Annotated in this window: 27 protein-coding genes; 9 read left to right on the plus strand and 18 right to left on the minus strand. The window is 70.3% G+C overall.

What is annotated here, in order from left to right:
• Positions 1–23: 23 nt before the first annotated feature.
• The 9 genes from recA to dapA form a co-directional block, all read right to left on the minus strand.
• Entirely contained in the window at positions 24–1,076 is a 1,053-nt protein-coding gene (recA, locus tag G5T42_RS00275) for a recombinase RecA (RefSeq protein ID WP_165123902.1), read from the minus strand.
• A 239-nt stretch (positions 1,077–1,315) separates the two neighbouring features.
• Positions 1,316–1,540 (minus strand): DUF3046 domain-containing protein, encoded by a 225-nt coding sequence (locus G5T42_RS00280; protein WP_165123905.1) that lies wholly within the window; start codon positions 1,538–1,540, stop codon positions 1,316–1,318.
• A 42-nt stretch (positions 1,541–1,582) separates the two neighbouring features.
• Positions 1,583–1,900, minus strand: a complete 318-nt coding sequence (locus G5T42_RS00285; protein WP_133545471.1) for a helix-turn-helix transcriptional regulator — start codon at positions 1,898–1,900, stop codon at positions 1,583–1,585.
• Between the two features lie 175 nt (positions 1,901–2,075).
• Entirely contained in the window at positions 2,076–2,630 is a 555-nt protein-coding gene (locus G5T42_RS00290) for a CinA family protein (protein WP_165129998.1), read from the minus strand.
• Between the two features lie 5 nt (positions 2,631–2,635).
• The gene (gene pgsA, locus G5T42_RS00295) at positions 2,636–3,214 is read right to left on the minus strand and encodes a CDP-diacylglycerol--glycerol-3-phosphate 3-phosphatidyltransferase (RefSeq protein ID WP_165129999.1); all 579 of its coding nucleotides are present in this window, start codon (positions 3,212–3,214) and stop codon (positions 2,636–2,638) included.
• Between the two features lie 2 nt (positions 3,215–3,216).
• Positions 3,217–5,907 (minus strand): DNA translocase FtsK, encoded by a 2,691-nt coding sequence (locus G5T42_RS00300; RefSeq protein WP_165123908.1) that lies wholly within the window; start codon positions 5,905–5,907, stop codon positions 3,217–3,219.
• An 82-nt stretch (positions 5,908–5,989) separates the two neighbouring features.
• The gene (locus tag G5T42_RS00305) at positions 5,990–6,484 is read right to left on the minus strand and encodes a GNAT family N-acetyltransferase (protein ID WP_165123911.1); all 495 of its coding nucleotides are present in this window, start codon (positions 6,482–6,484) and stop codon (positions 5,990–5,992) included.
• A 44-nt stretch (positions 6,485–6,528) separates the two neighbouring features.
• The gene (locus tag G5T42_RS00310) at positions 6,529–8,205 is read right to left on the minus strand and encodes a ribonuclease J (RefSeq protein ID WP_165123914.1); all 1,677 of its coding nucleotides are present in this window, start codon (positions 8,203–8,205) and stop codon (positions 6,529–6,531) included.
• Between the two features lie 79 nt (positions 8,206–8,284).
• Positions 8,285–9,262, minus strand: coding sequence for a 4-hydroxy-tetrahydrodipicolinate synthase (gene dapA / locus G5T42_RS00315; protein ID WP_165123917.1), 978 nt, complete (start codon positions 9,260–9,262; stop codon positions 8,285–8,287).
• A gap of 92 nt (positions 9,263–9,354) precedes the next feature.
• Here dapA and G5T42_RS00320 point away from each other — a divergent pair, with 92 nt between their 5' ends.
• On the plus strand, positions 9,355–10,935 hold the full coding sequence (locus G5T42_RS00320; RefSeq protein ID WP_165123920.1) for a Na+/H+ antiporter: 1,581 nt from the start codon (positions 9,355–9,357) through the stop codon (positions 10,933–10,935).
• 109 nt (positions 10,936–11,044) lie between these two features.
• Here G5T42_RS00320 and G5T42_RS00325 read toward each other — a convergent pair whose 3' ends face one another.
• The 3 genes from G5T42_RS00325 to thyX form a co-directional block, all read right to left on the minus strand.
• Positions 11,045–11,557, minus strand: a complete 513-nt coding sequence (locus G5T42_RS00325; RefSeq protein ID WP_165123923.1) for a DUF559 domain-containing protein — start codon at positions 11,555–11,557, stop codon at positions 11,045–11,047.
• 618 nt (positions 11,558–12,175) lie between these two features.
• Positions 12,176–12,940 carry an SDR family oxidoreductase gene (locus G5T42_RS00330; protein ID WP_165123926.1) on the minus strand — a complete coding sequence of 255 codons (765 nt, stop codon included), beginning with the start codon at positions 12,938–12,940 and terminating at the stop codon, positions 12,176–12,178.
• Between the two features lie 2 nt (positions 12,941–12,942).
• On the minus strand, positions 12,943–13,686 hold the full coding sequence (thyX, locus tag G5T42_RS00335) for an FAD-dependent thymidylate synthase (RefSeq protein ID WP_165123929.1): 744 nt from the start codon (positions 13,684–13,686) through the stop codon (positions 12,943–12,945).
• A gap of 94 nt (positions 13,687–13,780) precedes the next feature.
• Here thyX and G5T42_RS00340 point away from each other — a divergent pair, with 94 nt between their 5' ends.
• From G5T42_RS00340 to G5T42_RS00355, 4 genes are all read left to right on the plus strand, one after another.
• Positions 13,781–14,224, plus strand: a complete 444-nt coding sequence (locus tag G5T42_RS00340) for a thioredoxin family protein (RefSeq protein WP_165123932.1) — start codon at positions 13,781–13,783, stop codon at positions 14,222–14,224.
• Entirely contained in the window at positions 14,208–14,747 is a 540-nt protein-coding gene (locus G5T42_RS00345; RefSeq protein WP_165123935.1) for a DUF4395 domain-containing protein, read from the plus strand. Before G5T42_RS00340 ends, G5T42_RS00345 begins: the two co-directional genes overlap by 17 nt.
• 117 nt (positions 14,748–14,864) lie before the next feature.
• Positions 14,865–15,290, plus strand: coding sequence for an OsmC family peroxiredoxin (locus G5T42_RS00350; RefSeq protein ID WP_165130000.1), 426 nt, complete (start codon positions 14,865–14,867; stop codon positions 15,288–15,290).
• Between the two features lie 19 nt (positions 15,291–15,309).
• Entirely contained in the window at positions 15,310–16,236 is a 927-nt protein-coding gene (locus G5T42_RS00355; RefSeq protein WP_165130001.1) for a TIGR01777 family oxidoreductase, read from the plus strand.
• 11 nt (positions 16,237–16,247) lie between these two features.
• Here G5T42_RS00355 and G5T42_RS00360 read toward each other — a convergent pair whose 3' ends face one another.
• Together G5T42_RS00360 and G5T42_RS00365 are read right to left on the minus strand one after the other, a co-directional pair.
• On the minus strand, positions 16,248–16,700 hold the full coding sequence (locus G5T42_RS00360; protein WP_165123938.1) for a tetratricopeptide repeat protein: 453 nt from the start codon (positions 16,698–16,700) through the stop codon (positions 16,248–16,250).
• On the minus strand, positions 16,697–17,509 hold the full coding sequence (locus G5T42_RS00365) for a dihydrodipicolinate reductase C-terminal domain-containing protein (protein ID WP_165123941.1): 813 nt from the start codon (positions 17,507–17,509) through the stop codon (positions 16,697–16,699). Before G5T42_RS00365 ends, G5T42_RS00360 begins: the two co-directional genes overlap by 4 nt.
• Before the next feature lie 97 nt (positions 17,510–17,606).
• Between G5T42_RS00365 and G5T42_RS00370 the strand changes: the two genes are divergently transcribed.
• Complete coding sequence (locus G5T42_RS00370; protein ID WP_165123944.1) at positions 17,607–18,101, plus strand: GNAT family N-acetyltransferase; 495 nt, start codon at positions 17,607–17,609, stop codon at positions 18,099–18,101.
• A gap of 6 nt (positions 18,102–18,107) precedes the next feature.
• Here the strand turns inward: G5T42_RS00370 and G5T42_RS00375 are convergent, their stop codons facing one another.
• From G5T42_RS00375 to G5T42_RS00390, 4 genes are all read right to left on the minus strand, one after another.
• Positions 18,108–19,067: an NADP-dependent oxidoreductase gene (locus G5T42_RS00375; RefSeq protein WP_165123947.1), complete on the minus strand. Its 960-nt coding sequence runs from the start codon at positions 19,065–19,067 to the stop codon at positions 18,108–18,110.
• 48 nt (positions 19,068–19,115) lie between these two features.
• Entirely contained in the window at positions 19,116–19,718 is a 603-nt protein-coding gene (locus tag G5T42_RS00380; protein ID WP_165123950.1) for a histidine phosphatase family protein, read from the minus strand.
• Positions 19,719–19,802: 84 nt separating this feature from the next.
• Positions 19,803–20,843, minus strand: coding sequence for an aldo/keto reductase (locus G5T42_RS00385; protein ID WP_165123953.1), 1,041 nt, complete (start codon positions 20,841–20,843; stop codon positions 19,803–19,805).
• Positions 20,844–21,129: 286 nt separating this feature from the next.
• Positions 21,130–23,409, minus strand: coding sequence for a polyribonucleotide nucleotidyltransferase (locus G5T42_RS00390; protein WP_165123956.1), 2,280 nt, complete (start codon positions 23,407–23,409; stop codon positions 21,130–21,132).
• A gap of 303 nt (positions 23,410–23,712) precedes the next feature.
• On the opposite strand from G5T42_RS00390, the gene G5T42_RS00395 reads away from it, so the two are divergent.
• From G5T42_RS00395 to G5T42_RS00405, 3 genes are read left to right on the plus strand one after another with little or no spacing between them, the layout of a single operon-like run.
• Complete coding sequence (locus G5T42_RS00395) at positions 23,713–23,895, plus strand: DUF5302 domain-containing protein (protein ID WP_165123959.1); 183 nt, start codon at positions 23,713–23,715, stop codon at positions 23,893–23,895.
• 30 nt (positions 23,896–23,925) lie between these two features.
• Positions 23,926–24,156: a hypothetical protein gene (locus tag G5T42_RS00400; RefSeq protein ID WP_165123962.1), complete on the plus strand. Its 231-nt coding sequence runs from the start codon at positions 23,926–23,928 to the stop codon at positions 24,154–24,156.
• A gap of 1 nt (position 24,157) precedes the next feature.
• Positions 24,158–24,337 carry a hypothetical protein gene (locus G5T42_RS00405; RefSeq protein ID WP_165123965.1) on the plus strand — a complete coding sequence of 60 codons (180 nt, stop codon included), beginning with the start codon at positions 24,158–24,160 and terminating at the stop codon, positions 24,335–24,337.
• The last annotated feature ends 49 nt before the right edge of the window (positions 24,338–24,386 follow it).

Below are 24,386 nucleotides of genomic sequence, written 5' to 3' on the forward strand. Positions count from 1 at the left end.
CTCGTCCCCGTCACGCCGAGACATCAGGCCGGACGGCGCTTCGCGAGCTCGTCTTCGGCGGGCGCCTCAGCACCGCGCGGCACGCCGATGCCGAGCTTCTCCTTGATCTTCGACTCGATGTCGGCCGCGACATCCTCGTTCTTGAGGAGGAAGTTTCGGGCGTTCTCCTTGCCCTGACCGAGCTGCTCGCCGTCGTAGGTGTACCAGGCGCCGGACTTCTTGACGATGCCGTGCTCGACGCCGAAGTCGATGAGGCTTCCCTCGCGTGAGATGCCCACGCCGTAGAGGATGTCGAACTCGGCCTGCTTGAACGGCGGTGCCATCTTGTTCTTGACGACCTTGACGCGCGTGCGGTTTCCGACGGCGTCGGCACCGTCTTTCAGGGTCTCGATGCGACGGATGTCGAGGCGGACCGACGCATAGAACTTGAGCGCCTTTCCACCGGCGGTGGTCTCGGGCGAGCCGAAGAACACACCGATCTTCTCGCGCAGCTGGTTGATGAAGATCATCGTGGTGTTGGTCTGGTTGAGACCACCGGTGAGCTTGCGGAGGGCCTGCGACATGAGGCGCGCCTGCAGACCGACGTGCGAGTCGCCCATCTCGCCCTCGATCTCGGCCTTCGGCACGAGAGCGGCGACGGAGTCGATCACGACGAGGTCGATGGCACCGGAGCGCACCAGCATGTCGGCGATCTCGAGCGCCTGCTCACCCGTGTCGGGCTGCGAGACGAGGAGCTGGTCGATGTCGACCCCGAGCTTCTGCGCGTAGTCGGGGTCGAGCGCGTGCTCGGCGTCGACGAACGCGGCGATGCCGCCGGCGCGCTGGACATTGGCGATCGCGTGCAGCGTCAGCGTCGTCTTACCCGACGACTCCGGGCCGTAGATCTCGATGATGCGGCCGCGCGGCAGACCGCCGATGCCGAGGGCGACATCGAGCGCGATGGAGCCCGTGGGGATCACCTCGACGGGAGCCCGCTCATCGCTGCCCAGCCGCATGACCGAGCCCTTTCCGAACTGCCGGTCGATCTGGGCGAGAGCCGACTCGAGAGCCTTCTCGCGGTCAACTGCTGATGGCATGGCGTGCTCCTAATGCTCGCGTTCCGTCGCCTGTAGGCTGTCGCGCTCCACCCCGGTGGGACGGATGCTGCGACAAGGCGTGAGGTGTCGTTCGACGCTGTCCACGCTAGAGAGGGGCTCCGACATCGGCCGTCGCTCCCTCCCGGTCCGTGGACAGGCGGTCTTCGACACCTGCTGTGCAGGAGCCTATGCCACAATCGAACGGACGTTCGATGACACGCCGAAGGAAAACCCGGCGATCAGCGGCGGCGCGGCTCCATACGACCGGCGCCGTAGCGGCGCTCCGCCGGCACATCGGTCTCTTCGCACAGCGCGAGCCAGATCTCGCGGGGTGGGATGCCGGCATCCATCGCCTGCCTGGCGGTGCGGTCGCCGAGCGAGGGCAGCACCAGGTCGGCCATCAGCGCGCCGGCGCGCGGACCGAACTCCGCCGCGACGGCGCGCTCGAACTCACTGCGGCGCATGGGAGGACATCGGTGAAGCGGCTACCTGAGCGATGTCGAAGGTCAGCGGAGCGACAGCTCGGGCTGCAGGTCGGAGTCGAGACCGGCGAGGTCGTCGGGGACGACGTCGGGGAAGGTCTGCAGTCCCTCGAGGACCGAGATGCGGTCGCCCACCTCGCGCATGATCGTGGAGATGGGGACATCGAGCGCATCGGCGACCGAGGCCAGGATCTCGCTCGAGGCCTCCTTCTGCCCGCGCTCGACCTCGCTGAGGTAGCCGAGGGCCACGCTCGCGCGGCTCGCGACCTGACGAAGCGTGCGGCCCTTCTGCAGGCGGAAGTCGCGCAGGACTTCGCCGATCTCGTGACGAACCAGGATCATGCGGGCCCCCTCTTCACTTCCGCCGTCATCCGGGTGGACAACAGTACAACACCGATTACGGCCAATCTAATCCTGTGCGCTGGGTAACGGGTGGGAATCACCGAATGTAACCGACTCGAAACGTCGTGCATTCCCGGTGTCACGAAGCGACTCGCCGACACCTATGGATCGACGGTCAGAGCGCCTCGAGCGCGGTCCGCACCGCCCGGCGGACCGTCTCGGCGCGGATCTCGTCGCGCGTTCCGCGCAGCTCGAGCGACGAGACGCTCGTGCCGAGCGGTGTCGAGATGCCGATGTGAACCGTCCCGACGGGCTGGCCGTCGGGCGAGTCCGGCCCCGCGATGCCCGTCGTCGAGATGCCGACGTCGCACGGATCGCCGGCGAGAGCGAGCCGGACGCGGACGCCCTCGGCCATCTGGCGGGCGACACGCGGGTGCACGGGCCCGTGGGCGTCGAGCAGCGCCGGGTCGACTCCGAGGAGCGAGTGCTTGAGCTCCGTCGCGTAGGCGACGATGCCCCCTCGGACGACGGCCGAGGCGCCCGGTACGCCCACGAGCGCCGAGACGACCAGCCCTCCCGTCAGCGACTCGGCGACGCCGACCGTCCACCCCAGCTCTCCCAGCCGGTCGAGGAGCCTCTGCGGGTCGGAGCGCCGCTGGAGGTCGGAGCGCCGCTCACGCGCGAGGGTGATCTCCGCCTCCTCGGGCAGCTCTCCGCCCGGCGACCGCATCGGGCTCACCGTCCGCTCCCTTCGCGCTTGGAACGGGCGGCGCGCACCTCGCTCACCACGTAGTCGATACCGCTCGCGATGGTGAGGATGACCGCGATCGTCATCGTGATGCCGTTGACCCACCAGATCCAGTCGCCGACGAGCGTCCAAAGCGGGAGGAGGGCCAGGGAGAGCGCGACGCCCTGGGCGAGCGTCTTGAGCTTGCCCATCCACGCGGCGGCGAGGACATGGTCGCTCACGACCATGAAGCGGTACACCGTGATGCCGATCTCGCGGATGAGCACGACGATCGTCACCCACCACGGCAGCTCACCGAGGATCGAGAGGCCGACGAACGCGAAACCGGTGAGGACCTTGTCGGCGATCGGATCGAGAAGCTTGCCGAGATTCGTGACGATGTCGTGCCTGCGGGCGAGGTAGCCGTCGATGCCGTCCGTCGCGATCGCGACGATGAACAGCACCGCGGCCCACCAGCGCAGGGGGCCGTCGGCTCCGCCGTCGGCGAGCAGCAGCCACAGGAAGACGGGTGCGCACAGGATGCGGATGATGGTGATGGCATTCGGCAGCTGCGGCGGAATCGCCATCATCAGTCCCGTCCCGTCAGACCCCAGGCATCCTCATCGCCGTCGCTCTCGACCACGGGATAGCCCTCGTACTGCGACTCTACGGCGTCGGAGCCGTAGTCCCGAGGGGAAGCGTCGTCTGCGGATGCCGCGGCCGACGCCGCCGGCTCGTCGCCGCGGAGCCGAGCGAGGACCCCGGGGAGCTGCTCGGCCGTGACGAGCACGTCGCGCGCCTTCGACCCTTCGGAGGGACCCACGATCTCGCGGGACTCGAGGAGGTCCATGAGACGGCCGGCCTTGGCGAAGCCCACCCGCAGCTTGCGCTGCAGCATCGAGGTCGAGCCGAACTGGGTCGAGACCACGAGTTCCGCGGCGGCCAGGAGGAGCTCGAGATCGTCGCCGATGTCGGCGTCGATCTCCTTCTTCTCGGCGACCGCCGCGACGTCATCGCGATACTCGGGCCGCGCCTGCTGCGTGACGTGCTTGACGACCTTCTCGATCTCGGGCTCACTGACCCACGCCCCCTGGACGCGGATCGCCTTGGAGGCGCCCATCGGCAGGAAGAGGCCGTCGCCCTGGCCGATGAGCCGGTCGGCTCCGGGCTGGTCGAGGATGACGCGCGAGTCCGTCACGCTCGTCACGGCGAACGCGAGCCGGGACGGCACGTTGGCCTTGATGAGGCCGGTGACCACGTCGACCGACGGCCGCTGCGTCGCGAGGACGAGATGGATGCCGCTCGCTCGCGCGAGCTGCGTGATGCGGACGATCGAATCCTCGACGTCACGCGGGGCGACCATCATGAGGTCGGCGAGCTCGTCGACGACGACGAGCAGATAGGGGTACGGCTTGAGTACCCGCTGGCTCCCCGGCGGCACCGTGACCTCGCCCGCGACGACGGCGCGGTTGAAGTCGTCGATGTGCCGGAAGCCGAATGACGCGAGGTCGTCGTACCTCATGTCCATCTCCTTCACGACCCACTGCAGCGCCTCGGCCGCCTTCTTCGGGTTCGTGATGATGGGGGTGATGAGGTGCGGGACGCCCGCGTAGGAGGTGAGCTCGACGCGCTTGGGGTCGATGAGGACCATGCGCACGTCTGCGGGCTTCGCCCGCATGAGCAGGCTCGTGATCATCGAGTTGACGAAGCTCGACTTGCCCGAGCCCGTCGAGCCGGCGACGAGGAGGTGCGGCATCTTGGCGAGGTTGGCGACGACATACCCGCCGCCCACATCCTTGCCGACGCCGATCGTCATGGGGTGCGTCGACTGCTGCGCTGCCGGCGAGCGCAGGATGTCGCCGAGTGTCACGATCTCGCGGTCGGCATTGGGAATCTCGACGCCGATCGCGCTCTTCCCGGGGATCGGGGCGAGGATGCGCACCTCGTTCGACGCCACGGCGTACGCGATGTTGTTCTGCAGGGCCGTGATGCGCTCGACCTTGACCCCGTGACCGACCTCGATCTCGTACTGCGTGACGGTCGGGCCGCGCGAGAAGCCGGTGACCCGTGCGTCGACCGAGAACTGCTGCAGCACGCTCGTGATGGCTCGCACGACCTCGTCGTTCGCCGCCGAGCGCGCCTTGTGCGGCGTTCCGGCCGCGAGGGCGTTGACCGACGGAAGGCGGTAAGGAAGGGCGGGCGCGGAGTGCGAGGCATCCGTCCCGATCCCGGACAGACCCGGGAGCTCGCCGTCGGCACCGCCGTCGTCGTCGCGCAGCGTCGTGTCGGCCTTGCGGCCCTTGGTGAGACCGGCCATCGCCGCCGGATCGAAGATCTCGGTCAGCGCGTCGGGTTCGGCGACGGCGGGCGGAGCGGGCGTCGGAGGCGTGATCGCCTGCTCGAACCCGCCCTGCGAGGCGCCCGGGGTCAGGAGCTCGGTGAGATCCTGCGAGCCGATGCCGTCTTCGGGGTCCTGCTCCCGACCCGACTTGTTGCGTCGCCACCACGGGAGCGAGGCATCCGCCTGCTCGCCCTGCGAAGGGGCGACGGATGCCTGCTCCGCCGCGCCTTCGGGGCGCTCGTCGCCGAACATCCACGCGTAGAGGTCGCCGAGCCGCTTGCCGATGCGGTTCGGCGGCGTCTTGGTGAGGATCAGGATGCTGAGCACGGCGAGGAGGCCGAGCACGATGCACGCCCCCACCTGCGTCAGCAGGAGCGCGAGCGGCTCGCCGACCATCCAGCCCAGCACGCCGCCCGCCTCGCTCAGCGCGGGGAGCCCGGCCTTCGGCTGGGGCCGGCCGCCGAGCACATGGCAGAAGCCGGCGATCGTGAGGACGAACAGGCCGAAGCCGATGCCGATGCGGCCGTTGTCGTGGACGGACGACGGATGCCGGAACAGCCAGCCCGCGAGGAGCATGAGCAGCACCGGCAGCACGAACGAGACGCGCCCGACGAGCCCGCCGGCGGAGTAGGCGCTGATCGTCTTGGCGACGTCGGAGCCGATGAAGAACCACTCGACGACGGCGCCCACGATCGCGAGGAGGACGAGCAGGAACGGGAAGCCGTCGCGGCGCTGCTCCTTCTCGAGCGTCTCAGGCCCGAACGCCCGGAAGAGGCCGCCCGTGGCGTGGGCGAGGCCGAGCCAGGCGCGGGCGATGACGGGCGGCTTGTCGGTGTCGCCGACGTAGCGCTTGGGAGCGGGCTCCGGTTTGCGGGCGCGCGACGACGAGCCCTTCGCGGGCGCGCGACCATTCGCGGTCGGGCTGGAGCTCCTGGCCATCCCTCCACGCTACGGCGAACCCCCGACTTCGGCCGGGAGCGACGCGGGTGCGCGAGGCAAGGCGCGGCCGCGGCATCCGTCGTCAGCGCAGCCGCTTGACCATCGTGTCGCGTCCGAAGCCGCTCTGCGTGACGGCGAAGCCCTCGCTGCGGTAGAGGGTCGTGGCGAAGTTGCCGCGCTCGACGCTCAGGCTGATGCGGCCGAACCCCCGCGCCCGCGCCTCGTCGCACAGGCGCTGAAGGAGGAGGCGGCCGACGCCGTGGGCGCGCCAGATGGGCCGCACGCCGATGATGAGCTCGGGCACCCCGGTGCCGACGTACCCGAAGCCCGGGTCGCTGCGCGGCAGCATCCGGTACCACGCGGCGCCGATCGGCTCGCCGTGGTCGTCGACCGCGACGAAGCCCGCGTCGCTCGGCCGCATCCAGCCGGCGACGTAGCGGCTGTGCTCCGCGCTCGTGAGCACCTCGTGCCGCGGTCGCACTCCCCCGCTGCGCCAGTTCGCCGCTTCCACGACCATGTCGCCCAGGAAGGCGCCGTCGGCCTGCTCGGCCGGGCGCACGCGGAACGTCGAGGGCATGCTCGATTTTACCGACGGGCTCGGGATGCCGGGTGTCGGCGCCGTTACGCCTCGATGACGAGCGGCACGATCATGGGCCGTCGGCGCAGCGACTGGTTGACCCACCGGCCGATCGTGCGCCGGACCACCTGCGAGAGGGCGTGCTGATCGCGGACGCCGGACTGCGCCGCCTCGGTGAGCGCCGCCGCGATCTTCGGCTTGACGCTCTCGAAGACGGCGTCGTCCTCGGCGAACCCGCGGGCGTGGATGTCGGGGCCGGAGATGATCTTGCCCGTCGCCGCATCGACCACCACGATGACCGAGATGAAACCCTCCTCGCCGAGGATCCGCCGATCCTTGAGGTCGGCGTCCGTGATCTCACCGACGGTCGAGCCGTCGACGTAGACGAATCCGAGATCGAGCTGTCCCACGACGCGGGCTGTGCCGTCGCGGAGGTCGATGACCGTGCCGTTCTCGGCGATGAGCGTGCGGTCCTCCGCGATTCCGGTGTCCTGGGCGAGGCGCGCATTGGCGATGAGGTGCCGGTACTCGCCGTGCACCGGCAGGACGTTGCGGGGCTGGAGGATGTTGTAGCAGTAGAGCAGCTCGCCTGCGGCGGCGTGGCCCGACACGTGCACCTGGGCATTGCCCTTGTGCACCACGTTCGCGCCGAGCTTGGTGAGGCCGTCGATGACCCGGTAGACGGCGTTCTCGTTGCCGGGGATGAGGCTCGACGCCAGGATCACCGTGTCGCCGGGGCCAGGCTCGATCTCGTGGTCGAGATTGGCCATTCGGCTCAGCACGGCCATCGGCTCGCCCTGCGACCCCGTCGACATGTACACGATCTGGTCGTCGGGGAGCTCCCGGGCCTTCTTGTAGTCGATGAGGATGCCCTCGGGCACGTGCAGATAGCCGAGCTCCTCGGCGATCGTCATGTTGCGCACCATGCTGCGGCCGAGGAGCGCCACCCGGCGACCGTGGGCGGCCGCGGCATCCAGCACCTGCTGAACACGGTGGACGTGGCTCGAGAAGCTCGCGACGATCACCCGCCGCGGAGCCTTGCCGATCACCTGGTCCAGGACCGGCCCGATCGACCGCTCGGGCGTCGTGAAGCCCGGCACGTCGGCGTTCGTGGAGTCGACGAGGAAGAGGTCGACCCCCTCCTCGCCGAGGCGGGCGAACGCGCGCAGGTCGGTCAGGCGGCCGTCCAGCGGCAGCTGGTCCATCTTGAAGTCGCCCGTCGCCAGCGCCATGCCGGCCGGCGTGCGGATCGCCACGGCGAGCGCGTCGGGGATGGAGTGGTTCACGGCGACGAACTCGAGCTCGAAGGGGTCGAGGCGCTCGACCTGACCCTCCTGCACGGTGAGGCTGTACGGCTTGATCCGGTGCTCCTTGAGCTTCGCCTCGACGAGGGCGAGGGTCAGGCCGGAGCCCACGAGGGGGATGTCGGGCTTGAGCCGCAGGAGGTACGGGACCGCCCCGATGTGGTCTTCGTGACCGTGGGTCAGCACGACCGCGACGATGTCGTCGAGCCGGTGCTTGATCGGCTCGAAGTCCGGAAGGATCAGGTCGACCCCGGGCTGGTGCTCCTCGGGGAAGAGCACGCCGCAGTCGACGATGAGCAGCTTCCCGCCGTACTCGAAGACCGTCATGTTGCGGCCGACTTCGCCGAGGCCCCCGAGCGGCGTCACGCGGAGCGTCCCCGCTTCGAGCTCGGGCGGGTCGTAGACGGTGCTGGGCATGGTGGCCTTCCTCCGGATGCCGCGCGTCGGCGCGGCGGTCTAGTGAGCCGCGGCGCCTACCCGGCGGCCGCGGCGCACGTCATCTCGTGGTTCCCGAGACCTTGGGCAGCGCGCCGCCGGCGGCGGCGTTGCGGTCGGGGCGGAAGTTCGAGAAGTCCGCCCCCGGAACGTCGGTGACGAGCGCGAGCTCGTCCTCGATCTTGGCGGCCTCCCACTCCTCGGGTCCGACGAGCGGCAGCCGCACGCGCGGGCTGCCGATGCGGCCGAGGCCGTGCAGGATGTACTTCGCCGAGACGGTGCCCGGGACGTGGGTCATGACCGCTCGCACGAGCGGCTCGAGCTGCTGGTGCGCGGCGGTCGCGGTCTTGAGGTCGCCCGCGTTGACGGCGTCGACGATCGCACGGTAAGGCTGCGCCGCGATGTTGGCCGTGACGCCGATGAGCCCGGCCGCGCCGATCGCGAGGTGCGGCAGCACGTTGGCGTCGTCGCCCGAGAAGTACATCAGGTCGGTCTGGTTGAGCACGCGGCTGACCTCGCTGAAGTCGCCCTTGGCATCCTTGATCGCGAGGATGTTGGGGTGCTTCGCAAGGCGCAGGATGGTCTCGTAGCGGATGGGCACGCCCGTTCGGCCGGGGATGTCGTACAGGATCACCGGCAGGTCGGTGGCGTCCGCGACGAGCCGGAAATGCGTGAGGATGCCGGCCTGGGTGGGCTTGTTGTAGTACGGCGTGACGATCATGATGCCGTCGGCGCCGACCTTCTCGCTCGCCTTGTAGAGCTCGATCGCGTGGGCGGTCTCGTTGGATCCGCCGCCCGTGATGATCGCGGCGCGGCCGGCCGCGACATCCTTCCCCACCTCGACGAGGCGGATCTTCTCGGCGTCGGTCAGCGTGCTCGTCTCGCCGGTCGTACCGGTCACGACGATGCCGTCGGCACCCGCGTTGATGACGTCGTCGATGTGCTTCTCGACGGCGGGCCAGTCGACCTCGCCGTCGGCCGTCATCGGGGTGACGAGCGCGACGAGCACCTGTCCGAAGGGATTGCCCGTGTGCGTCATGCGTTAAGGCTATCGGTCGGGTGGCCTCCGCCACTCCCCCCGGTGTCGCTACGCTGGCGGCCAGTCCCCCTTCGCCCGAGGAGGTCTCCCCTTTGCTCGCACTCGAAGCCATCGTCGCGATCGGCGTCGCCCTCGTCGTGTCGGCCGTCGTCGCCGGCCGGCTGCGCGTCCCGCTCGCGCTCGTCCAGGTCGTCGCCGGTCTGCTGCTGGGGTTCATCCCCGCGCTCCGAGACGTCCAGCTGCCCTCGGAAGCCGTGCTGCTGCTGTTCCTCCCCGCCATTCTTTTCGCGGAGAGCCTCACGACGTCGATGCGCGAGAGCCGCCGGTTCGTCCGCGTCATCCTGATCAACGGCACGGTCCTCGTGCTCGTGACGGCCTTCGCCGTCGCCGGTGTGGGATCTCTCGCCGGGATGCCGTGGGCCATCGCGCTCGTCATGGGGGCCGCCCTCGCCCCCACCGACGCGACGGCGGTCGGCAACCTGGCCAGGGATCTGCCGCTGCGGCAGCGGACCGTCCTGCGCACCGAGAGCCTCATCAACGATGGGACGGCGCTCGTCATCTACGGCCTCGCGGTCGGGGTGGCCGTGGGCTCCGAGGTGCTCACGCCCCTCTCCGTCGCGTGGGACCTCACGGTCTCGTATGTCGGCGGCGTCGTGATCGGGCTCCTCGTCGGCCTTCTCGGGACGTATCTGCGCCGCATCCCGAACACGCTCGCGAGCAACGTCGGCATGATCGTGACGCCGTTCATCGCCTTCCTCGCGGCGGAGCTCGTGCACGCGTCCGGCGTCCTCGCCGTCGTCGTCTGCGGTCTTCTCATGAGCTGGCGCGGCCCGCGCGTCGCCCGAGCCGAGGCCCGCGACCAGGTGATGTCGTTCTGGACCCTGACGACCTACATCCTCAACGGCGCCCTCTTCGTGCTGATCGGCCTCGAGCTGCAGGTCGTCGTGCGCGACCTCGAGTCGAGCGACCTCGGGTTCGGCATCCTGCTCGGCGTCATCGTCTGGCTCGCCCTCATCGTGGTGCGCCTCGTCTTCACCTTCGTCGTGACGGGCATCATCCGCACTGTCGATCGCCGGCCGTACCAGCGGACCCTGCGAGCCCCGACCCGCGCGCTCGTCCTGAACGCGTTCGCCGGCTACCGCGGTGCCGTCTCGCTCGCGGCGGCCCTCGCCATCCCTCTCACGATCGGGGACGGCGCGCCCTTCCCGATGCGGGACCTCGTCGTCTTCGTCACGGCCGTCGTGGTCGTCCTGACGATCGCCGTGCAGGGGCCGCTCCTGCCCGCGCTCATCCGCTGGGCTCACCTCCCGACGGACGATCAGCAGCGCGACGAGCGGCGCCTCGCCCAGACGACGGCGGCGCAAGCGGCGCTGGAGGCGCTGCCGCAGCTCGCGGAGTCGCTCGGGATCGACGACGAGGTGCGAGAGCGGGTCGCGACCGAGACCGAGGAGCACCTCGCGCTGCTCGCGGCCGACGGCGATTCCGACGAGGCCCAGGAGTCGGCCCACACGAAGGAGCAGTACGTCCGGCTCCGTCTGGCCGCGATGCAGGTCAAGCGCGACGCCGTGCTGAAGCTCCGCGACGAGCGCCGCATCGACGACACCGTGGTCCGGGCCCTCCAGGCACAGCTCGACCTGGAGGAGATCCGCCTGACCGGCCGCGAGGTGGAGTAGCTCATCGCACCCCGCTGCCGTCCGCACGAGCGACCCGACACACGCCGAGGCATCCATCGCCCGGACGGCGTGTCGCGCGCTTGATCGTACGGACGACACGACAGCTTCCTCACACCGGGACGGCGACGGATGCCTCGGCCCTCAGCCCCGCTGCAGATCGGTGGAGGCCGCGCTCGACGGTGGCGACGATCGCCGCCTCGACGAGCTCCCATTCGTGGACGATCAGGGCGTAGTCGTATCGGAGGGTGACGAAGCCGAGGCACGAGGCGACCGCGTCTCGCACCAGATCACGATGCCGGTGCTCACCGCCATGCGTCTCTCCGTCGGCCTCCAGGATGAGGCAGTCGCCGATGACGAAGTCGACGACTCCGACCCCGGGGAGGCGGACCTGCGTCGCCACCGAGATGCCGACTCGATGAAGCCTCAGTCGCACGAGCGATTCGAGTCCGCTGCCGGCATCGTCTCTAGCGAAGTCCACGAGCCATCGATATCGCTTCGGGATGCCTCGGCGAACGTCGCTTCGCTGGGCAGGTGTGAGCTTGCGCTGCCGCAGAGCCGACTCGAACGCGGCGAAGAACGCCTCGTGGCCGAGGCATCCGATCATCTGCTGGAGGCAGTGCACGATCCCGACGAGCGCACCCGGACGACGTGCAGCGGCGTCGCGGTGGGGGATGCATGTGCAGTCGGGGTGCCCATGACTTCGACCGTCAGGCCCGAGCCACACATGGACCGGGCCGTCAGGCTCGAGGACCCAGAGACCGTGCAGCCGCGCCGCCGAGGCGCAGCACACCTGGCCGCCGTGCGCGAGGGCACGCAGGGCCGGCAGCGGAAGATCGGGGATGGCGTACGTCCCCCTCCGCGGTCTGAGGAGGGCCCCCCGTCCGAACCGCGGCCGAAAGGAGCGCTCTCGAACAGCCGCGAGCCCGCAGCTGTCCCGTGGTGGCGGTTCCACCCAGCGTCCGGCACGCGGCATCCAGCGACTCATACACCCCACGAGGATCAGCCCGGCCAGAGATCGACCTCTTCGTTCGGTCCGGTCCCGTGGAGCCTTCGCCTCCCGGGGCCGCTGGGGAGGATCGGCCGTCCGCACGGTGCCCCGGCGACACGCCGACGGACAGAGGGGGGCCGGCGGCGTGTCATCCTCAGGTCGTGCGGACGGCACTGCGCAAAGGCGCGGGCCTGATCAGCGCCGGACGCACACGCCCGGCCGGGTCCGCGCCGGACGCACCAGCCGGCCGGGTCAGCGCCCGCGCTGGCCCAGCCGGGCCGAGACCGACGCCGGCAGCACCCGCACGAGGCGGGTCAGCACCTGGTACTTGAGGGAGGGGATCGAGACGCCCTTGCCGCGCGCCGCGTCACGCAGGGAGTCGGCGACGACGGTGGATGCCTCGAGCCAGAGGAAGTCCGAGATGCCTTCCTGGCCCGGCGCAAGCCCCATCCGCTCGTGGAAGCTCGTGTGCGTGAAGCCAGGGCACACCGCCGTCACGGTGACCCCGCGCGGTCCGTACTGCGCGTTCGCCCAGCGGCTGAACTCGACGAGCCACCGCTTGCAGGCGCCGTACGTCGAGCGCGGCATGAACGCCGCGACGGAGGCGACGTTGATGATGCGGCCTCGGCCGCGGCGCAGCATGGGTCCGAGGGCCGCGTGCGTCAGGCGCATCGGCACCTCGACGTGCAGTTCGAGGTGGCGCACCTCGTCTTCGATGTCGTTGCGCGCGAAGTCGAGCGGCAGTCCGAAGCCGGCGTTGTTGACCAGGATGTCGACCGGCCGCTCGTCAGCCGCGATGCGACGCTCGACCTTCTCGCGCTGACGCGGCTTGAGGAGGTCGGCCGCGAGCACCTCCACTGCGACCCCGAACCGCGAGCGCAGGTCGGCCGCGCGGTGCTCGAGCTGGTCGCGATCGCGCGCGACGAGGATGAGATCGAATCCGCGGATGGCGAGCTGCCGCGCGTACTCGGCGCCGAGGCCCGAGCTCGCGCCCGTGACGAGGGCGGTCTTACCCATCGTCAGGGGGCGACCCGGCCGTTGGCGTTGAAGGCGGCGTGGGTGAGCGGCATCCGCTCGCGCCAGAACGTCTCCATCTTCTCGGCGCACATCTCGATCTCGCGCTGCGGGAAGGAGGGGAAGTGCGTCCCCTCGACCTTCGTCCGCAGCGAGAGGAAGTTCATGAGCGAGCGCGCGTTGAGCGTCACATACATCGACGAGTAGATGTTGAGCGGCAGCACGATGCGGGCGACCTCGCGGGCGACCCCCGCCTCGAGCATGCGCTGGTAGGCGGCGAACGCCTGGACGGATGCCTCGCGCGTCGCGCGGTCGACCGTCTCGAACTGCTCGTCGCTGCCCGGGAGGAACTCGTACGCGCCGGGCTTGCCGACCTGCACGAGGTTGCGCTCGCGCGCCGGCACGTAGAAGACGGGGCGCAGCTCGCGGTAACGGCCCGACTCCTCGTTGTAGGAGGCGATCCGGTGGCGCATGAACTCACGGAAGACGAAGATCGGCGCCTGCACGTAGAACGTCATCGAGTTGTGCTCGAACGGCGAGCCGTGCCGATCGCGCATGAGGTAGTTGATGAGGCCCCGATCGCGCCCCGTCGCCTCGGCGCCGGAGGCCGCGGCATCCAGTGTCTGCTCGCCCTGCGTCGAGACCCGGGCGGCGAAGAGGACGTCGGAGTCCGACGCGCTCGCCCGCACCAGCTCGACCGTCACGTCGCTGCGGAATTCGATATCGGGAGTCTCTGCGGCGTCACTCACGCCTGCCACCCTACCGAGTCGCATTGCGACGACGAGTACGCCGAATCACCGGTTTCGGTGTCTATTCAGGTGAAAAGGGTTACTGTGATCTGTTGTGAGTCTGTTGGGGGCAACGATCGTGCTCGCCGTCTTGCTGACGGCGACGATCGCCATCGGCGCGTACCTGCGCTGGCAGCAGAACCGACCCCACCGCGACATCCCTCACGAGGTCGTGCAGCCCGAGCGCCTCGGCGCCGATTCGCTCGGCGAGACGGCGACGCTCCTGCAGTTCAGCACCGAGCTGTGCGCGCGCTGTCCCGGGGTGCATCGCACCCTCTCGTCGGTCGCGGACTCCCATCCGGGTGTGCGCCACCTCGACATCGACCTCACCCACCGCCCCGACATCGCGCGGCACTTCCACGTGCTGCAGACGCCGACGACGCTCATCCTCGACCGCGACGGCGTGATCCAGACCCGCTTCGGGGGCGTTCCCAGCCGGGACGTGCTCGAACTGGAACTCAACCGCCTCACGGAGGAAGCAGATGTCCGCCAGCCCTGACAGCCTCGAAGGAGTCGACCCGCGGGGTCTGCGCTTCGCCGCCGGCATCACGTCGCTGCTGCTCCTCGTCGACGTGTTCCTCGGTCTCACCGGGCTCTCCGCCGAGCGGAACCCGGACGGGTCGTGGGCGCTCGCCGAGGCATCCCTCACCGAGCGGGTCCTGGACCCCGCCTTCCTCCTCCTGCTCGCGACGGCCCTGCTCTTCCTCTGGGGCTGCGTGTCGCCGCGCACGGCGCCATGGAGCGTCGTCTATCGCAAGATCGTGCAGCCGCGCCTCGGAGCGCCGGCAGAGCTCGAAGACCCGCGTCCTCCGCGGTTCGCGCAGGGGCTCGGCTTCTTCGTCGTCGGCGTCGGACTCGTGCTTCAGCTCCTCGGTGTGCCCTGGGCGCTCCCGATCGCGGCCGCGGCCGCTTTCGTCGCCGCGTTCCTCAACGCGGCCTTCGGCCTGTGCCTCGGGTGCCAGCTGTACCTCGTGCTGCAGCGCGTGGGCATCGTCGGCCGCCGTCGCGTCGCGACGGTCTGACGACGCATCTCCGCCGCGTGCAGCGACCGGGGTCAAGTCGTTCCCTCCCGCCTGGCCCCCGGTTAGGCTGACCGCGTGGGCCTCTCCCGGCCCACGATCGCCGACACGGAGGACACGATGAGCGTTACGAGCGAAGCCAGCACCTCGTGGAAGGGCAGCCTCACGGAGGGATCGGGCCAGGTCGCCCTCGAGAGCTCCAACCAGGGCCCCTTCCCCGTCAACTGGAAGGCCCGCAGCGAAGGCTCCACCTCCGTCACGACTCCTGAGGAGCTCATCGCGGCCGCCCACTCGTCGTGCTTCAGCATGGCGCTCTCGAACGGCCTCACCCAGAACGGAACGCCGCCCGAGAGCATCGAGACCACGGCATCCGTGACCTTCATCCCGGGCAAGGGCATCACGGGCAGCCACCTGAACGTCGAGGCTGTCGTGCCCGGTCTGAGCCCCGAGGACTTCGCGACGATCGCCCAGGACGCGAAGGCCAACTGCCCCGTGTCGCAGGCGCTCGCCGGCATCGAGATCACACTCGAGGCATCGCTTGCCTGAACCTTCCGACGGGGTGCGGATGCCTCGCCGCGTCGTCGTGGCGGGAGCATCCGGCCTCATCGGGTCGACGCTCGTCGAGAGCCTCCGCGCCGACGGCGTGGCGGTCACGACGCTCGTGCGACGCCCGGCGCGCTCGGCCGACGAGGTCGAGTGGCTGACGGATGCCGCACCCCTCGATCCCGCGGTGCTCGAGGGCGCCGATGCCGTCGTGGGGCTGAACGGCGCGAGCATCGGGCGCTTCCCGTGGACCTCGTCGTACAAGCACACGCTGGTGTGGTCGCGGATCACCCCCACGCAGACACTCGCGCGCGCCGTGCGGGAACTGGGGACGGATGCCCCGGCCTTCGTCTCCGCCTCGGCGGTCGGTTACTACGGCTCGGCGCCGGGCCGCATCCTGACCGAGGAGTCGCCCCGCGGCGACACCTTCCTCGCCGACCTCTGCGGCGAGTGGGAGGAGGCGGCGCGCTCCGCCGGTCCGCACGCCCGCGTCGCACTCCTCCGCACGGCGCCGATCGTGCACCCGAAGGCCGTGCTCGCGCCGCTCATGGTGCTGACGAAGCTGGGCGTGAGCGGGCCGATCGGCCGCGGCACACAGATCTGGCCTTGGATATCGCTCGACGACGAGATCGCCGCGATCCGTCACATCATCGCTCGTGAGATCGAGGGGCCGGTCAACCTCACGGGGCCGACCCCCGCGCACGCCAACGATCTCGGGTTCGCGCTGGCCGTGCGGCTCAACCGCCCGTTCCTGCTCCCCGCCCCGATCTGGGCGATCAGGCCGGTCCTGGGCGCCGACGCGACCGACGCGCTGCTGGCGACCGATGCCGATGCGCGGCCGAACGTGCTCGAATCCTCGGGCTTCGACTTCCGGCATCCGACCGTCGAAGAAGCCGTCGCAGCGGCCGTGCCCGCGGCGGAGCCGGCCACCCTCGCGCTCGGCGGCTGAGCGCGCGGGCGCTAGGCCCGCCGGCGCTCCGCCGATTCGAGGGCGATCGCCTTGCGCACGGCCTCGCGCGCCCGCCGGCGGTCGCCGGCGCCGTCGTAGGCGAGGCCGAGGCGATACCAGGCGCGCCAGTCGTCGGGGTGCGACTCGACATCGGAGCGGAACGCCGGGAATACGGCATCCCCGTCCTGCCGCACGATACGCCCGCTGGGCCGCACGCCGACCTCCTGGTCGGGGAGGCCGCCCTCGGCCTCGAGCCGGCGGCCGACGCGCTCCGCGCGCACGCCGAACCACAGCTCGCGCCAGAGCGCCCACACCGCGAGAAGCGGCAGGACGAAGAGCGCGACGCCCATGGCGATGCCGACCGGGTCGCCGCTCATGAGCAGCAGCCATCCTCGCTGTCCGACGAGAACGATATAGAGGGCGAGGAGCACCGCCATGACGGCGACGCCGATGCGTGCGCTCACGCGCTCGTGACCCGTGCGACCTGGCCGGGCACGCCGCCCTCCGCGACCGGGGTGTCGTCGCCCTGTCCCGGCAGTCGCAGGCCGATGTCGAGGAAGCTGTCGAGGCCGACGACGACGCCCTTCGCGTCACGCGCGGCGGCGAGGGCCAGCCGGATGCCGGGGCCGTACGCGAGCGCCGGCTCGATCGTGTCGTGCACGACCGTGAGCGACTCCCCCGGCCCCGAGAGGATCGTCTCCTGCCGCGCCACGACTCCGGGCCGCCGGAGGGAGTGGATGGGGACGCTCGCGACCTGCTGCCCGCGGGCGCGCTGGTCGACGTGGGGGGATTCGACCGGTCCGACCTCCGCTCGCGCGGCGCCGATGAGCTCCGCCGTGCGCACCGCCGTGCCGCTCGGCGAGTCGATCTTCGTCTCGCGATGCGCCTCGACGATCTCGACCGAGGGGAAGAAGGGAGCGGCCGCAGCGGCGAGCGCCGACCCCACGACCGAGCCGAGCGAGAAGTTCGGGATGAAGACGGCGCCGGTGTCGGCCGCCTTCACGAGCGGGCGGATGAGCGCGATGCGCTCGGCGGACCAGCCCGAAGTGCCGACCAGGACGTTGATGCCCCGCTCGATCGCGGCGCGCACGACGTCGATCGAGACGGCCGGAGTCGAGGCGTCGACCACGAGATCGGCACCGTCCAGGTCGGACAGGGACGATCGCGACGACAGCGTCGCCACGAGCTCGAAGTCGTCCTCGGCCTCGAGCACCTCGCGGATTATGCCGCCGAGCTTGCCGGTGCCGCCCACGAGGGCCACGCGCGTCGTCATGCATCCAGCCTAGATGCGGCTCGCCGGGACGCCGGCGGGTCGGGCGGCGGGCGAGCAACCAGCGGTCCTGGGTGAGCCCCGCGATTAGGCTCGGGGCATGGTCGAACTGCGCCCCGTCCCCGTCGACGACCCGGTCGCCCGCGGACTGCTGACCGAGTACTTCGCCCTGCGGGCCCAGACCTTTCCGGGCAACGCGTACACGACGGTCTTCCCGGGCGTGGAGGCGTTCACCCCGCCGGAGGGCGTCTTCGTCGTGCTCTACGACGACGGCGATCTCGCGGTGGGGTGCGGAGGCATCCGCCACGTCGCCGACGGTCCGTACGGTCCTCGCTACGAGGTCAAGCATCTCTACCTGCGCCCCGAGACGCGCGGCCGCGGCTGGGGACGCCTGCTTCTCGACGACCTCGAGCGGCGTGCGCGGGGATGGGATGCCGCGGAGCTCGTGCTCGACACGCATCACACGCTCGAGGCCGCAGGCGGCCTGTACGCGAGCGCCGGCTTCCGCGAGATCGAGCCGTACAACGACAACCCGAACGCCACGCGCTGGTACGGCCTCCGGCTCTCGCCCGCGGCGGAGGGCGAGACCCTCTGACCCCCGCTACGGGATGAGTGCGACCTTGCCGCCCGGGTGGCCCGTGCGCACGAGTTCGAGCGCCTCGACGGCCTCGGCGAGCGGATACGTGCGCGCCATCGGCACGACGAGCTCCCCGGCGCCGGCCAGCCGCACCAGCTCGGCCCGCACCTCGTCGCGGTACGCCTTGCTCGCGGGCATCGCGCCGCCGATGATGACGAAGCCGTCCTCCTTCGCGCGCTGACCGGCCACGATGGTGACGATCCGCGAACGGTCGGCGACGAGCTCGAGCGAGACCTCGATCGCCTCGTCCGTCCCGATGCCGTCGAGAGCGGCGGCGACGCCATCCGGAGCGAGTTCGCGCACGCGGCCCGCGAGCCCGTCGCCGTACTCGACCGGCGTGCCGCCGAAGCGCTCGACGACGTCGAAGCTGCCCCTGCTCGCGGTGCCGATCGCCCGGGCGCCGAGCAGGCGCGCCTGCTGGAGCACGCTGACGCCCACCGCCCCCGACGCCGCGTGCACGAGGATCGTGTCGCCTTCGCGCACGCGCGTGACGTGCAGCATCTCGGCCGCGGTCGAGCCCGCCAGCAGAAGATTGGCGGCCTCCGGGAACGAGATCGCGGCGGGCTTGGCGAACACGTCGCGCGCCGGCACGGTGAGGTCGGTCGCGTAGCCGCCGGTGACGCGGAAGGCGAGCACCTCGTCGCCGACGGCGACGTCGCCCGAGCCGATCCGGGTGGGCTGACCCCCGGCATCCGGCCCGCCGATCGCCGTGACGACCCCGGCGACCTCGTAGCCGATCGGGATGGGGAGCTCTTCGCTGCCCGGTGCCCGCGAGCTCCGGATGTGCTTGTAGTCGGCGGGATTGACCCCGGCGGCCCGCACAGCGATCGTCACCTCGCCCGGGCCGGGAGCCGGAGGCTCGTACTCCTCGAGCCGCAGCACGTCGAGGTCACCGAAATCCGTCGCGATCCACCGTTGAGCCATGCATCCATCCTGCGCCGTCCGAGGTGGCGCAGGGCCGGTCTGACGGAGTCAGACCGGGTACTGCTCGGGAAGCCCCGTGCGCAGTTCGACCGGCAGATGGGCCAGGTCGTTGTGCGACACGAGCGTCCAGGGACGCCCCTGCTTCTGCGCGAGCACCGTGAGGCCGCAGTGCGCCTGGTTGAGGGTCATCCAGCGCCACTCGGGCGCACCCAGGACCTCGCGCACGAACCACGCGATCACGAAGTTGTGCGTGATGAGGAGCTCGTGCACCTCGCCGGGCTTGCGGGCGAGGAACTCCCCCACAGCGTCGGACATCTGGGCGCGCCCCGCTTCGACCTCGGCCTCGGTGACGGCGCCGAAGAACGGCTCGAACGAAGCCGGCGTCTCGGGTGTCATGCCGGTCGGCACGCAGTCGAACAGCAGGGCCGTGGGCTCGGGAGACACCGACGGCAGCCGGTCGGCCACGGCGCGCGCGGTCTGGGCAGCACGTTCGAGGGGCGAGTGCCATACGGCGGCGAGGGGAACTCCCGACAGCCTGTCGGCGATGAGGGATGCCTGGCGCCGGCCACGCGGAGACAGCGGCCCGTCGACGAGGCCGTGCTCGGCATCCTGATGCTCGCCATGCCTCACGAGGTACAGGTAGTGCGTCAACGGAAGCTCACTTCGTCGGAGGTCGGCGCGCGCTCTGAGGGCACCCTTCCACCCTACGTCAGCGGCGCGGATGCCCCGCCCGCGTCACTCGGAGGCGCGGGCGATGTCGGCGAGCTGACCGCGGCTGAGCCGCACGCCGACGCCCTGCACCAGCTCTTCGACATGCGCCGCCGCGTAGGCGTTGACGATCGGCGCCGTGACGATCCTCTGGGCCAGGAGCCACGCCACCGCCACCGCGGCATCGGGAACGCCCAGCTCGGCGCCGACGGCGTCGAGAGCGCGCAGCGTGCGGGTGCCCCGGCGGTTGAGGCTCGCCGCCAGCTGCGCGCCGCGCACCGAGAGGCTGCCGCGGACGCGTGTGCGGTGGCGGCCGGAGAGGAAGCCGTGCTCGAGCGCGTGCGACGGAGTGACCGCCACACCCTGCGCGCCGGCGACGAGCCGGAGGTCGGAGTCGAACTCGTGGCGGCGCAGGACGTTGAACGGCACGTCGAGCACCGTGATGCGCGGGTATCCGGCCGAGGCGAAGATGCGGGCCTCGACGAGCTGCGCCGCCGTGTAGCCGACCGCGCCGAGCGCGCGCGCCTTGCCGCTCTCGACGAGCCACTCGGCCGTCGCCAGGGTGTCTTCGATCGCCGTGCCGGTGTCGGCGACGGCGTCGAGGTAGAGCACGTCGATGCGGTCGGTGCCCAGCCTCGTCAGCGACGCCTCGACGGCGCGCACGAGGTTGACGGGGCCGAGACCCGGGTTGTCGGGGTGGCCGCCGACGCGGACGGCCAGGACGATCTCGTCGCGCAGACCGCGCGACGAGAGCCACTGGCCGATGATGTGCTCGCTGCGTCCGCCGGCGAAGCTGTCGGCGGTGTGGATCGCGTTGCCGCCGAGTTCGACGTAGGCGTCGAGGATGTCGTGGCTCGACTCGAGATCGACGTTCCAGCCGAACTCGGCGCCGCCCAGGATGAGAGGGAAGACGTCGAAGCCCGACTCGCCCAGCGGCACGCGGAGACTCTTGCCGAGCGGCGGCCCCTGCACCGGGATCGGAGCCGACGGATGCGTCGCGGGGACGTTGGCGACCTTCGTCTCAGGGCTCGCCGAGGAGACGCTCGAGCCAACGCCGAAGAGAGACATGTGCCACCCCCTCACGAGGATTCCAAGAGGAGATCTTCGTGATCGCTTCTTCCGCACCCCCCGGCGCGGTACTTAGAGGGTAGGCCAGGCAGCGGACAGAACACGCCAATGAGGCGACCTGTCGGCGAACATTGCATAACGCTTTCATCACGAAGACGCGCGGGAACGCTCCCAGTCCGCCGTTCGGCGGACATCGCGCCGTGCGACGGCAGATGCCCGCCCCTTCCGGAGAAGGGACGGGCATCCGGACAACGATCGGGCGGCAGCATCCGTCGCCCGGCGATTCTCAGCCTTCGGCGGGAGCCTCGGGGCCCTCGCTGGCTGCGGCACGACCCTCCTGGTCGGCGGCCTCTTCGAGCACGGGCTCGAGCGACAGCTTGCCGCGGTCGTCGATCTTCGTGATGCGCACGAGGAGCTTCTGACCGACCGAGAGGACGTCGTCGACGTTCTCGACCCGCTTCCCGCCGGCGAGCTTGCGGACCTCGCTGACGTGCAGCAGGCCGTCCTTGCCGGGAAGGAGCGAGATGAACGCACCGAACGTCGCGATCTTGACGACGGTTCCGAGGAACTGCTCGCCGACCTCGGGGTTGGTGGGGTTGGCGATCGCGTTGACCTGCGCGCGCGCGGCCTCGGCCGACGGGCCGTCGACGGCGCCGATGTAGACGGTGCCGTCCTCCTCGATGGAGATGTCGGCGCCGGTCTCGTCCTGGATCGCGTTGATCGTCTTGCCCTTGGGGCCGATGAGCTCGCCGATCTTGTCGACCGGGATCTGCACGCTGATGACGCGCGGAGCCGTCGGGGCCATCTCGTCCGGACCGTCGATCGCGGCGTTGAGCACGCCGAGGATCGTGATGCGGGCGTCGTGAGCCTGCTGCAGCGCAGCGGACAGCACCGACGACGGGATGCCGTCGAGCTTCGTGTCGAGCTGGATCGCCGTGACAAACTCCGACGTGCCGGCCACCTTGAAGTCCATGTCGCCGAGCGCGTCCTCGGCGCCGAGGATGTCGGTCAGCGCGGCGTAGCGCGTCTGGCCGTCGACCTCGTCGGAGACGAGACCCATCGCGATGCCCGCGACCGGCGCGCGCAGGGGCACACCGGCGTTGAGGAGCGAGAGGGTCGACGCGCAGACCGAGCCCATCGACGTCGAGCCGTTCGAGCTCAGCGCCTCGGAGACCTGGCGGATCGCGTACGGGAACTCCTCGCGGCCCGGCAGCACCGGCACGAGGGCGCGCTCGGCGAGGAAGCCGTGCCCGATCTCGCGACGCTTGGGGCTGCCCACGCGGCCGGTCTCACCGGTCGAGTACGGCGGGAAGTTGTAGTGGTGCAGGTAGCGCTTGTGCGTGACCGGCGACAGCGAGTCGATCTGCTGCTCCATCTTGAGCATGTTCAGCGTGGTGACGCCGAGGATCTGCGTCTCACCGCGCTGGAAGATCGCCGAGCCGTGGACGCGCGGGATGACCTGCACCTCGGCGTCGAGCGGGCGGATGTCCGCAAGCCCGCGGCCGTCGATGCGGACGCCGTCGGACAGGATGCGGCCGCGGACGATCTTCTTCGTCACGGACTTGTATGCCGCGGAGAACTCGATCGTCGCGACGGCGGGAAGCTCCCCCGCCTCGACGGCGGCGACGAGCTCGCCCTTGACGCGGTCCTTGATCGCGTCGTCGGCGTTCTGACGCTCCTGCTTGTCGGCGATCTGGTAGACGCCGACGAGCTCGTCGTAGGCACGGCCCGCGACGAAGTCGTACGTCTCCTGGCTGTAGGGCAGGAATACGGGGTACGACTGGATCTCCTTCGCAGCGGTCTGCGCGAGCTGGCTCTGCGCCTCGACGAGCTGCTTGATGAACGGCTTCGCGGCCTCGAGGCCCTGCGCGACGACCTCTTCGCTCGGCTTGGTGGCGCCCGCCTTGATGAGGTTCCACGAGTGCTCGGTGGCCTCGGCCTCGACCATCATGATCGCGACGTCACCGTCGTCGAGCACGCGGCCCGCGACGATGAGGTCGAACACGGCCTCCTCGAGGACCTTGGCGTTCGGGAACGCGACCCACTGGTCGGCGTGCTCCCCGTGCCCCGGCACGAGCGCGAGGCGCACACCGGCGATCGGACCCGAGAACGGCAGGCCGGAGATCTGCGTCGACGCCGAGGCGGCGTTGATCGCGAGCGCGTCGTAGAACTCGCCCGGCGTGATCGACAGCACGGTCACGACGATCTGCACCTCGTTGCGCAGGCCCTCGACGAACGAGGGGCGCAGCGGGCGGTCGATGAGACGGCAGACGAGGATCGCCTCGGTCGAGGGGCGGCCCTCGCGGCGGAAGAACGAGCCGGGGATCTTGCCGGCGGCGTACGAGCGCTCCTCGACGTCGACCGTCAGCGGGAAGAAGTCGAAGCCCTCGCGGGGCTGCTTGCTCGCGCTCGTGGCCGAGAGGAGCATCGTCTCCTCGTCGAGGTAAGCGGCGACGGCGCCCTGCGCCTGCTGGGCGAGGCGTCCGGTTTCGAACCGGACCGTGCGGGTGCCGAAGCGTCCGTTGTCGAGGACTGCTTCGGCGGCGGTGATTTCAGGACCTTCCAAGAGGTCTCTCCTTCTTTGTTTAGCCTCGCGCGCGCGAATCGAGCGCGAGGTTGTGCGAAGGAGCAGGAACAGGCAGATATGGGCGCGCGAAGAGATCGCGAGGTCCGCCTGCGCTGGCCACCAGTCGAAGATCACCGTCCGAGACGGGAACCCACCACAGGGGACCAGCTTTCTGCCGGGCCTGCTCCATGAGCTCAGTGTGAAATTGAGCGGATGCCACAGGGCAACCTCGTCGATCCTAGCAGTCGGGCCCGGATCGGCCTTTCTCTGGCGGCTCGGCACCCCCGCGCCTAGGGTGGGGGCATGAGCACCGACGATAAGCCGGCGACCGCGGCATCCGACGAGATGAAGCGCAAATTCAAAGAGGCTCTCGACAAGAAGAACGCCCAGCACCGCGAAGGCGAGGCCCACCTGGACGGCGACTCGCCCGTCCACGGCACGCACGGCGCCGTCACGAAGCGGGAGTTCCGTCGCAAGAGCGGTTGACCCTCACGAACGCTTGAGAGGAGCAAGGCGATGGTCTTCGACCCCACCTTTCACAGCATCGACGAAGAGGCCGAGAAGCTCCCCGACCTCGCAGGACGGCCGGGTGACTCCGACGTCTCAGATCCCGACGGCGGCATCGCCGAGGCATCCGCCGACCGTACCGACGAACGGCAGGACGACGTGATCGAGGGCGAGGCGGAGGCCGCGCTCCTCACGGACGTGCTGCCGGCGGATGACCTTCCGCCGTACGGCGAGGAGTGACATGAGCGACTTCCGCGAACGCGTGCCCGACGACGAACGGGAAGTGCCGATCGACGACGAGGACGAGCTCGAGCTGCCCCCGGCGACGCTGGACCCCCTGGAGGCGGTCGAGGATGACGCGGATCCGCTCCTCGACGAGGAGCGCGAGGCCGCTATCGAGTCCGGAGAGATCGAGCCCTGACGACATGGCACGGGGCCGCCGCTCGCGCGGTCGGCCCCGTGTCGTCGTG

Source organism: Microbacterium sp. 4R-513, assembly GCF_011046485.1.
Lineage (GTDB): Bacteria > Actinomycetota > Actinomycetes > Actinomycetales > Microbacteriaceae > Microbacterium.

What these genes read in the sequence shown, in the direction of transcription:
- dapA (WP_165123917.1), bottom strand. Translation starts at nt 9,262, where the DNA reads ATGACGCACACGGGCAATCCCTTCGGACAGGTGCTCGTCGCGCTCGTC.
- G5T42_RS00365 (WP_165123941.1), bottom strand. Translation starts at nt 17,509, where the DNA reads ATGACGACGCGCGTGGCCCTCGTGGGCGGCACCGGCAAGCTCGGCGGC.
- G5T42_RS00375 (WP_165123947.1), bottom strand. Translation starts at nt 19,067, where the DNA reads ATGGCTCAACGGTGGATCGCGACGGATTTCGGTGACCTCGACGTGCTG.
- G5T42_RS00310 (WP_165123914.1), bottom strand. Translation starts at nt 8,205, where the DNA reads ATGCCCAGCACCGTCTACGACCCGCCCGAGCTCGAAGCGGGGACGCTC.
- G5T42_RS00405 (WP_165123965.1), top strand. Translation starts at nt 24,158, where the DNA reads ATGAGCGACTTCCGCGAACGCGTGCCCGACGACGAACGGGAAGTGCCG.
- G5T42_RS00280 (WP_165123905.1), bottom strand. Translation starts at nt 1,540, where the DNA reads ATGCGCCGCAGTGAGTTCGAGCGCGCCGTCGCGGCGGAGTTCGGTCCG.
- G5T42_RS00370 (WP_165123944.1), top strand. Translation starts at nt 17,607, where the DNA reads ATGGTCGAACTGCGCCCCGTCCCCGTCGACGACCCGGTCGCCCGCGGA.
- G5T42_RS00305 (WP_165123911.1), bottom strand. Translation starts at nt 6,484, where the DNA reads ATGCCCTCGACGTTCCGCGTGCGCCCGGCCGAGCAGGCCGACGGCGCC.
- G5T42_RS00290 (WP_165129998.1), bottom strand. Translation starts at nt 2,630, where the DNA reads ATGCGGTCGCCGGGCGGAGAGCTGCCCGAGGAGGCGGAGATCACCCTC.
- G5T42_RS00350 (WP_165130000.1), top strand. Translation starts at nt 14,865, where the DNA reads ATGAGCGTTACGAGCGAAGCCAGCACCTCGTGGAAGGGCAGCCTCACG.
- G5T42_RS00345 (WP_165123935.1), top strand. Translation starts at nt 14,208, where the DNA reads ATGTCCGCCAGCCCTGACAGCCTCGAAGGAGTCGACCCGCGGGGTCTG.
- G5T42_RS00385 (WP_165123953.1), bottom strand. Translation starts at nt 20,843, where the DNA reads ATGTCTCTCTTCGGCGTTGGCTCGAGCGTCTCCTCGGCGAGCCCTGAG.
- G5T42_RS00395 (WP_165123959.1), top strand. Translation starts at nt 23,713, where the DNA reads ATGAGCACCGACGATAAGCCGGCGACCGCGGCATCCGACGAGATGAAG.
- pgsA (WP_165129999.1), bottom strand. Translation starts at nt 3,214, where the DNA reads ATGGCGATTCCGCCGCAGCTGCCGAATGCCATCACCATCATCCGCATC.
- G5T42_RS00330 (WP_165123926.1), bottom strand. Translation starts at nt 12,940, where the DNA reads ATGGGTAAGACCGCCCTCGTCACGGGCGCGAGCTCGGGCCTCGGCGCC.
- G5T42_RS00300 (WP_165123908.1), bottom strand. Translation starts at nt 5,907, where the DNA reads ATGGCCAGGAGCTCCAGCCCGACCGCGAATGGTCGCGCGCCCGCGAAG.
- recA (WP_165123902.1), bottom strand. Translation starts at nt 1,076, where the DNA reads ATGCCATCAGCAGTTGACCGCGAGAAGGCTCTCGAGTCGGCTCTCGCC.
- G5T42_RS00400 (WP_165123962.1), top strand. Translation starts at nt 23,926, where the DNA reads ATGGTCTTCGACCCCACCTTTCACAGCATCGACGAAGAGGCCGAGAAG.
- G5T42_RS00285 (WP_133545471.1), bottom strand. Translation starts at nt 1,900, where the DNA reads ATGATCCTGGTTCGTCACGAGATCGGCGAAGTCCTGCGCGACTTCCGC.
- G5T42_RS00355 (WP_165130001.1), top strand. Translation starts at nt 15,310, where the DNA reads ATGCCTCGCCGCGTCGTCGTGGCGGGAGCATCCGGCCTCATCGGGTCG.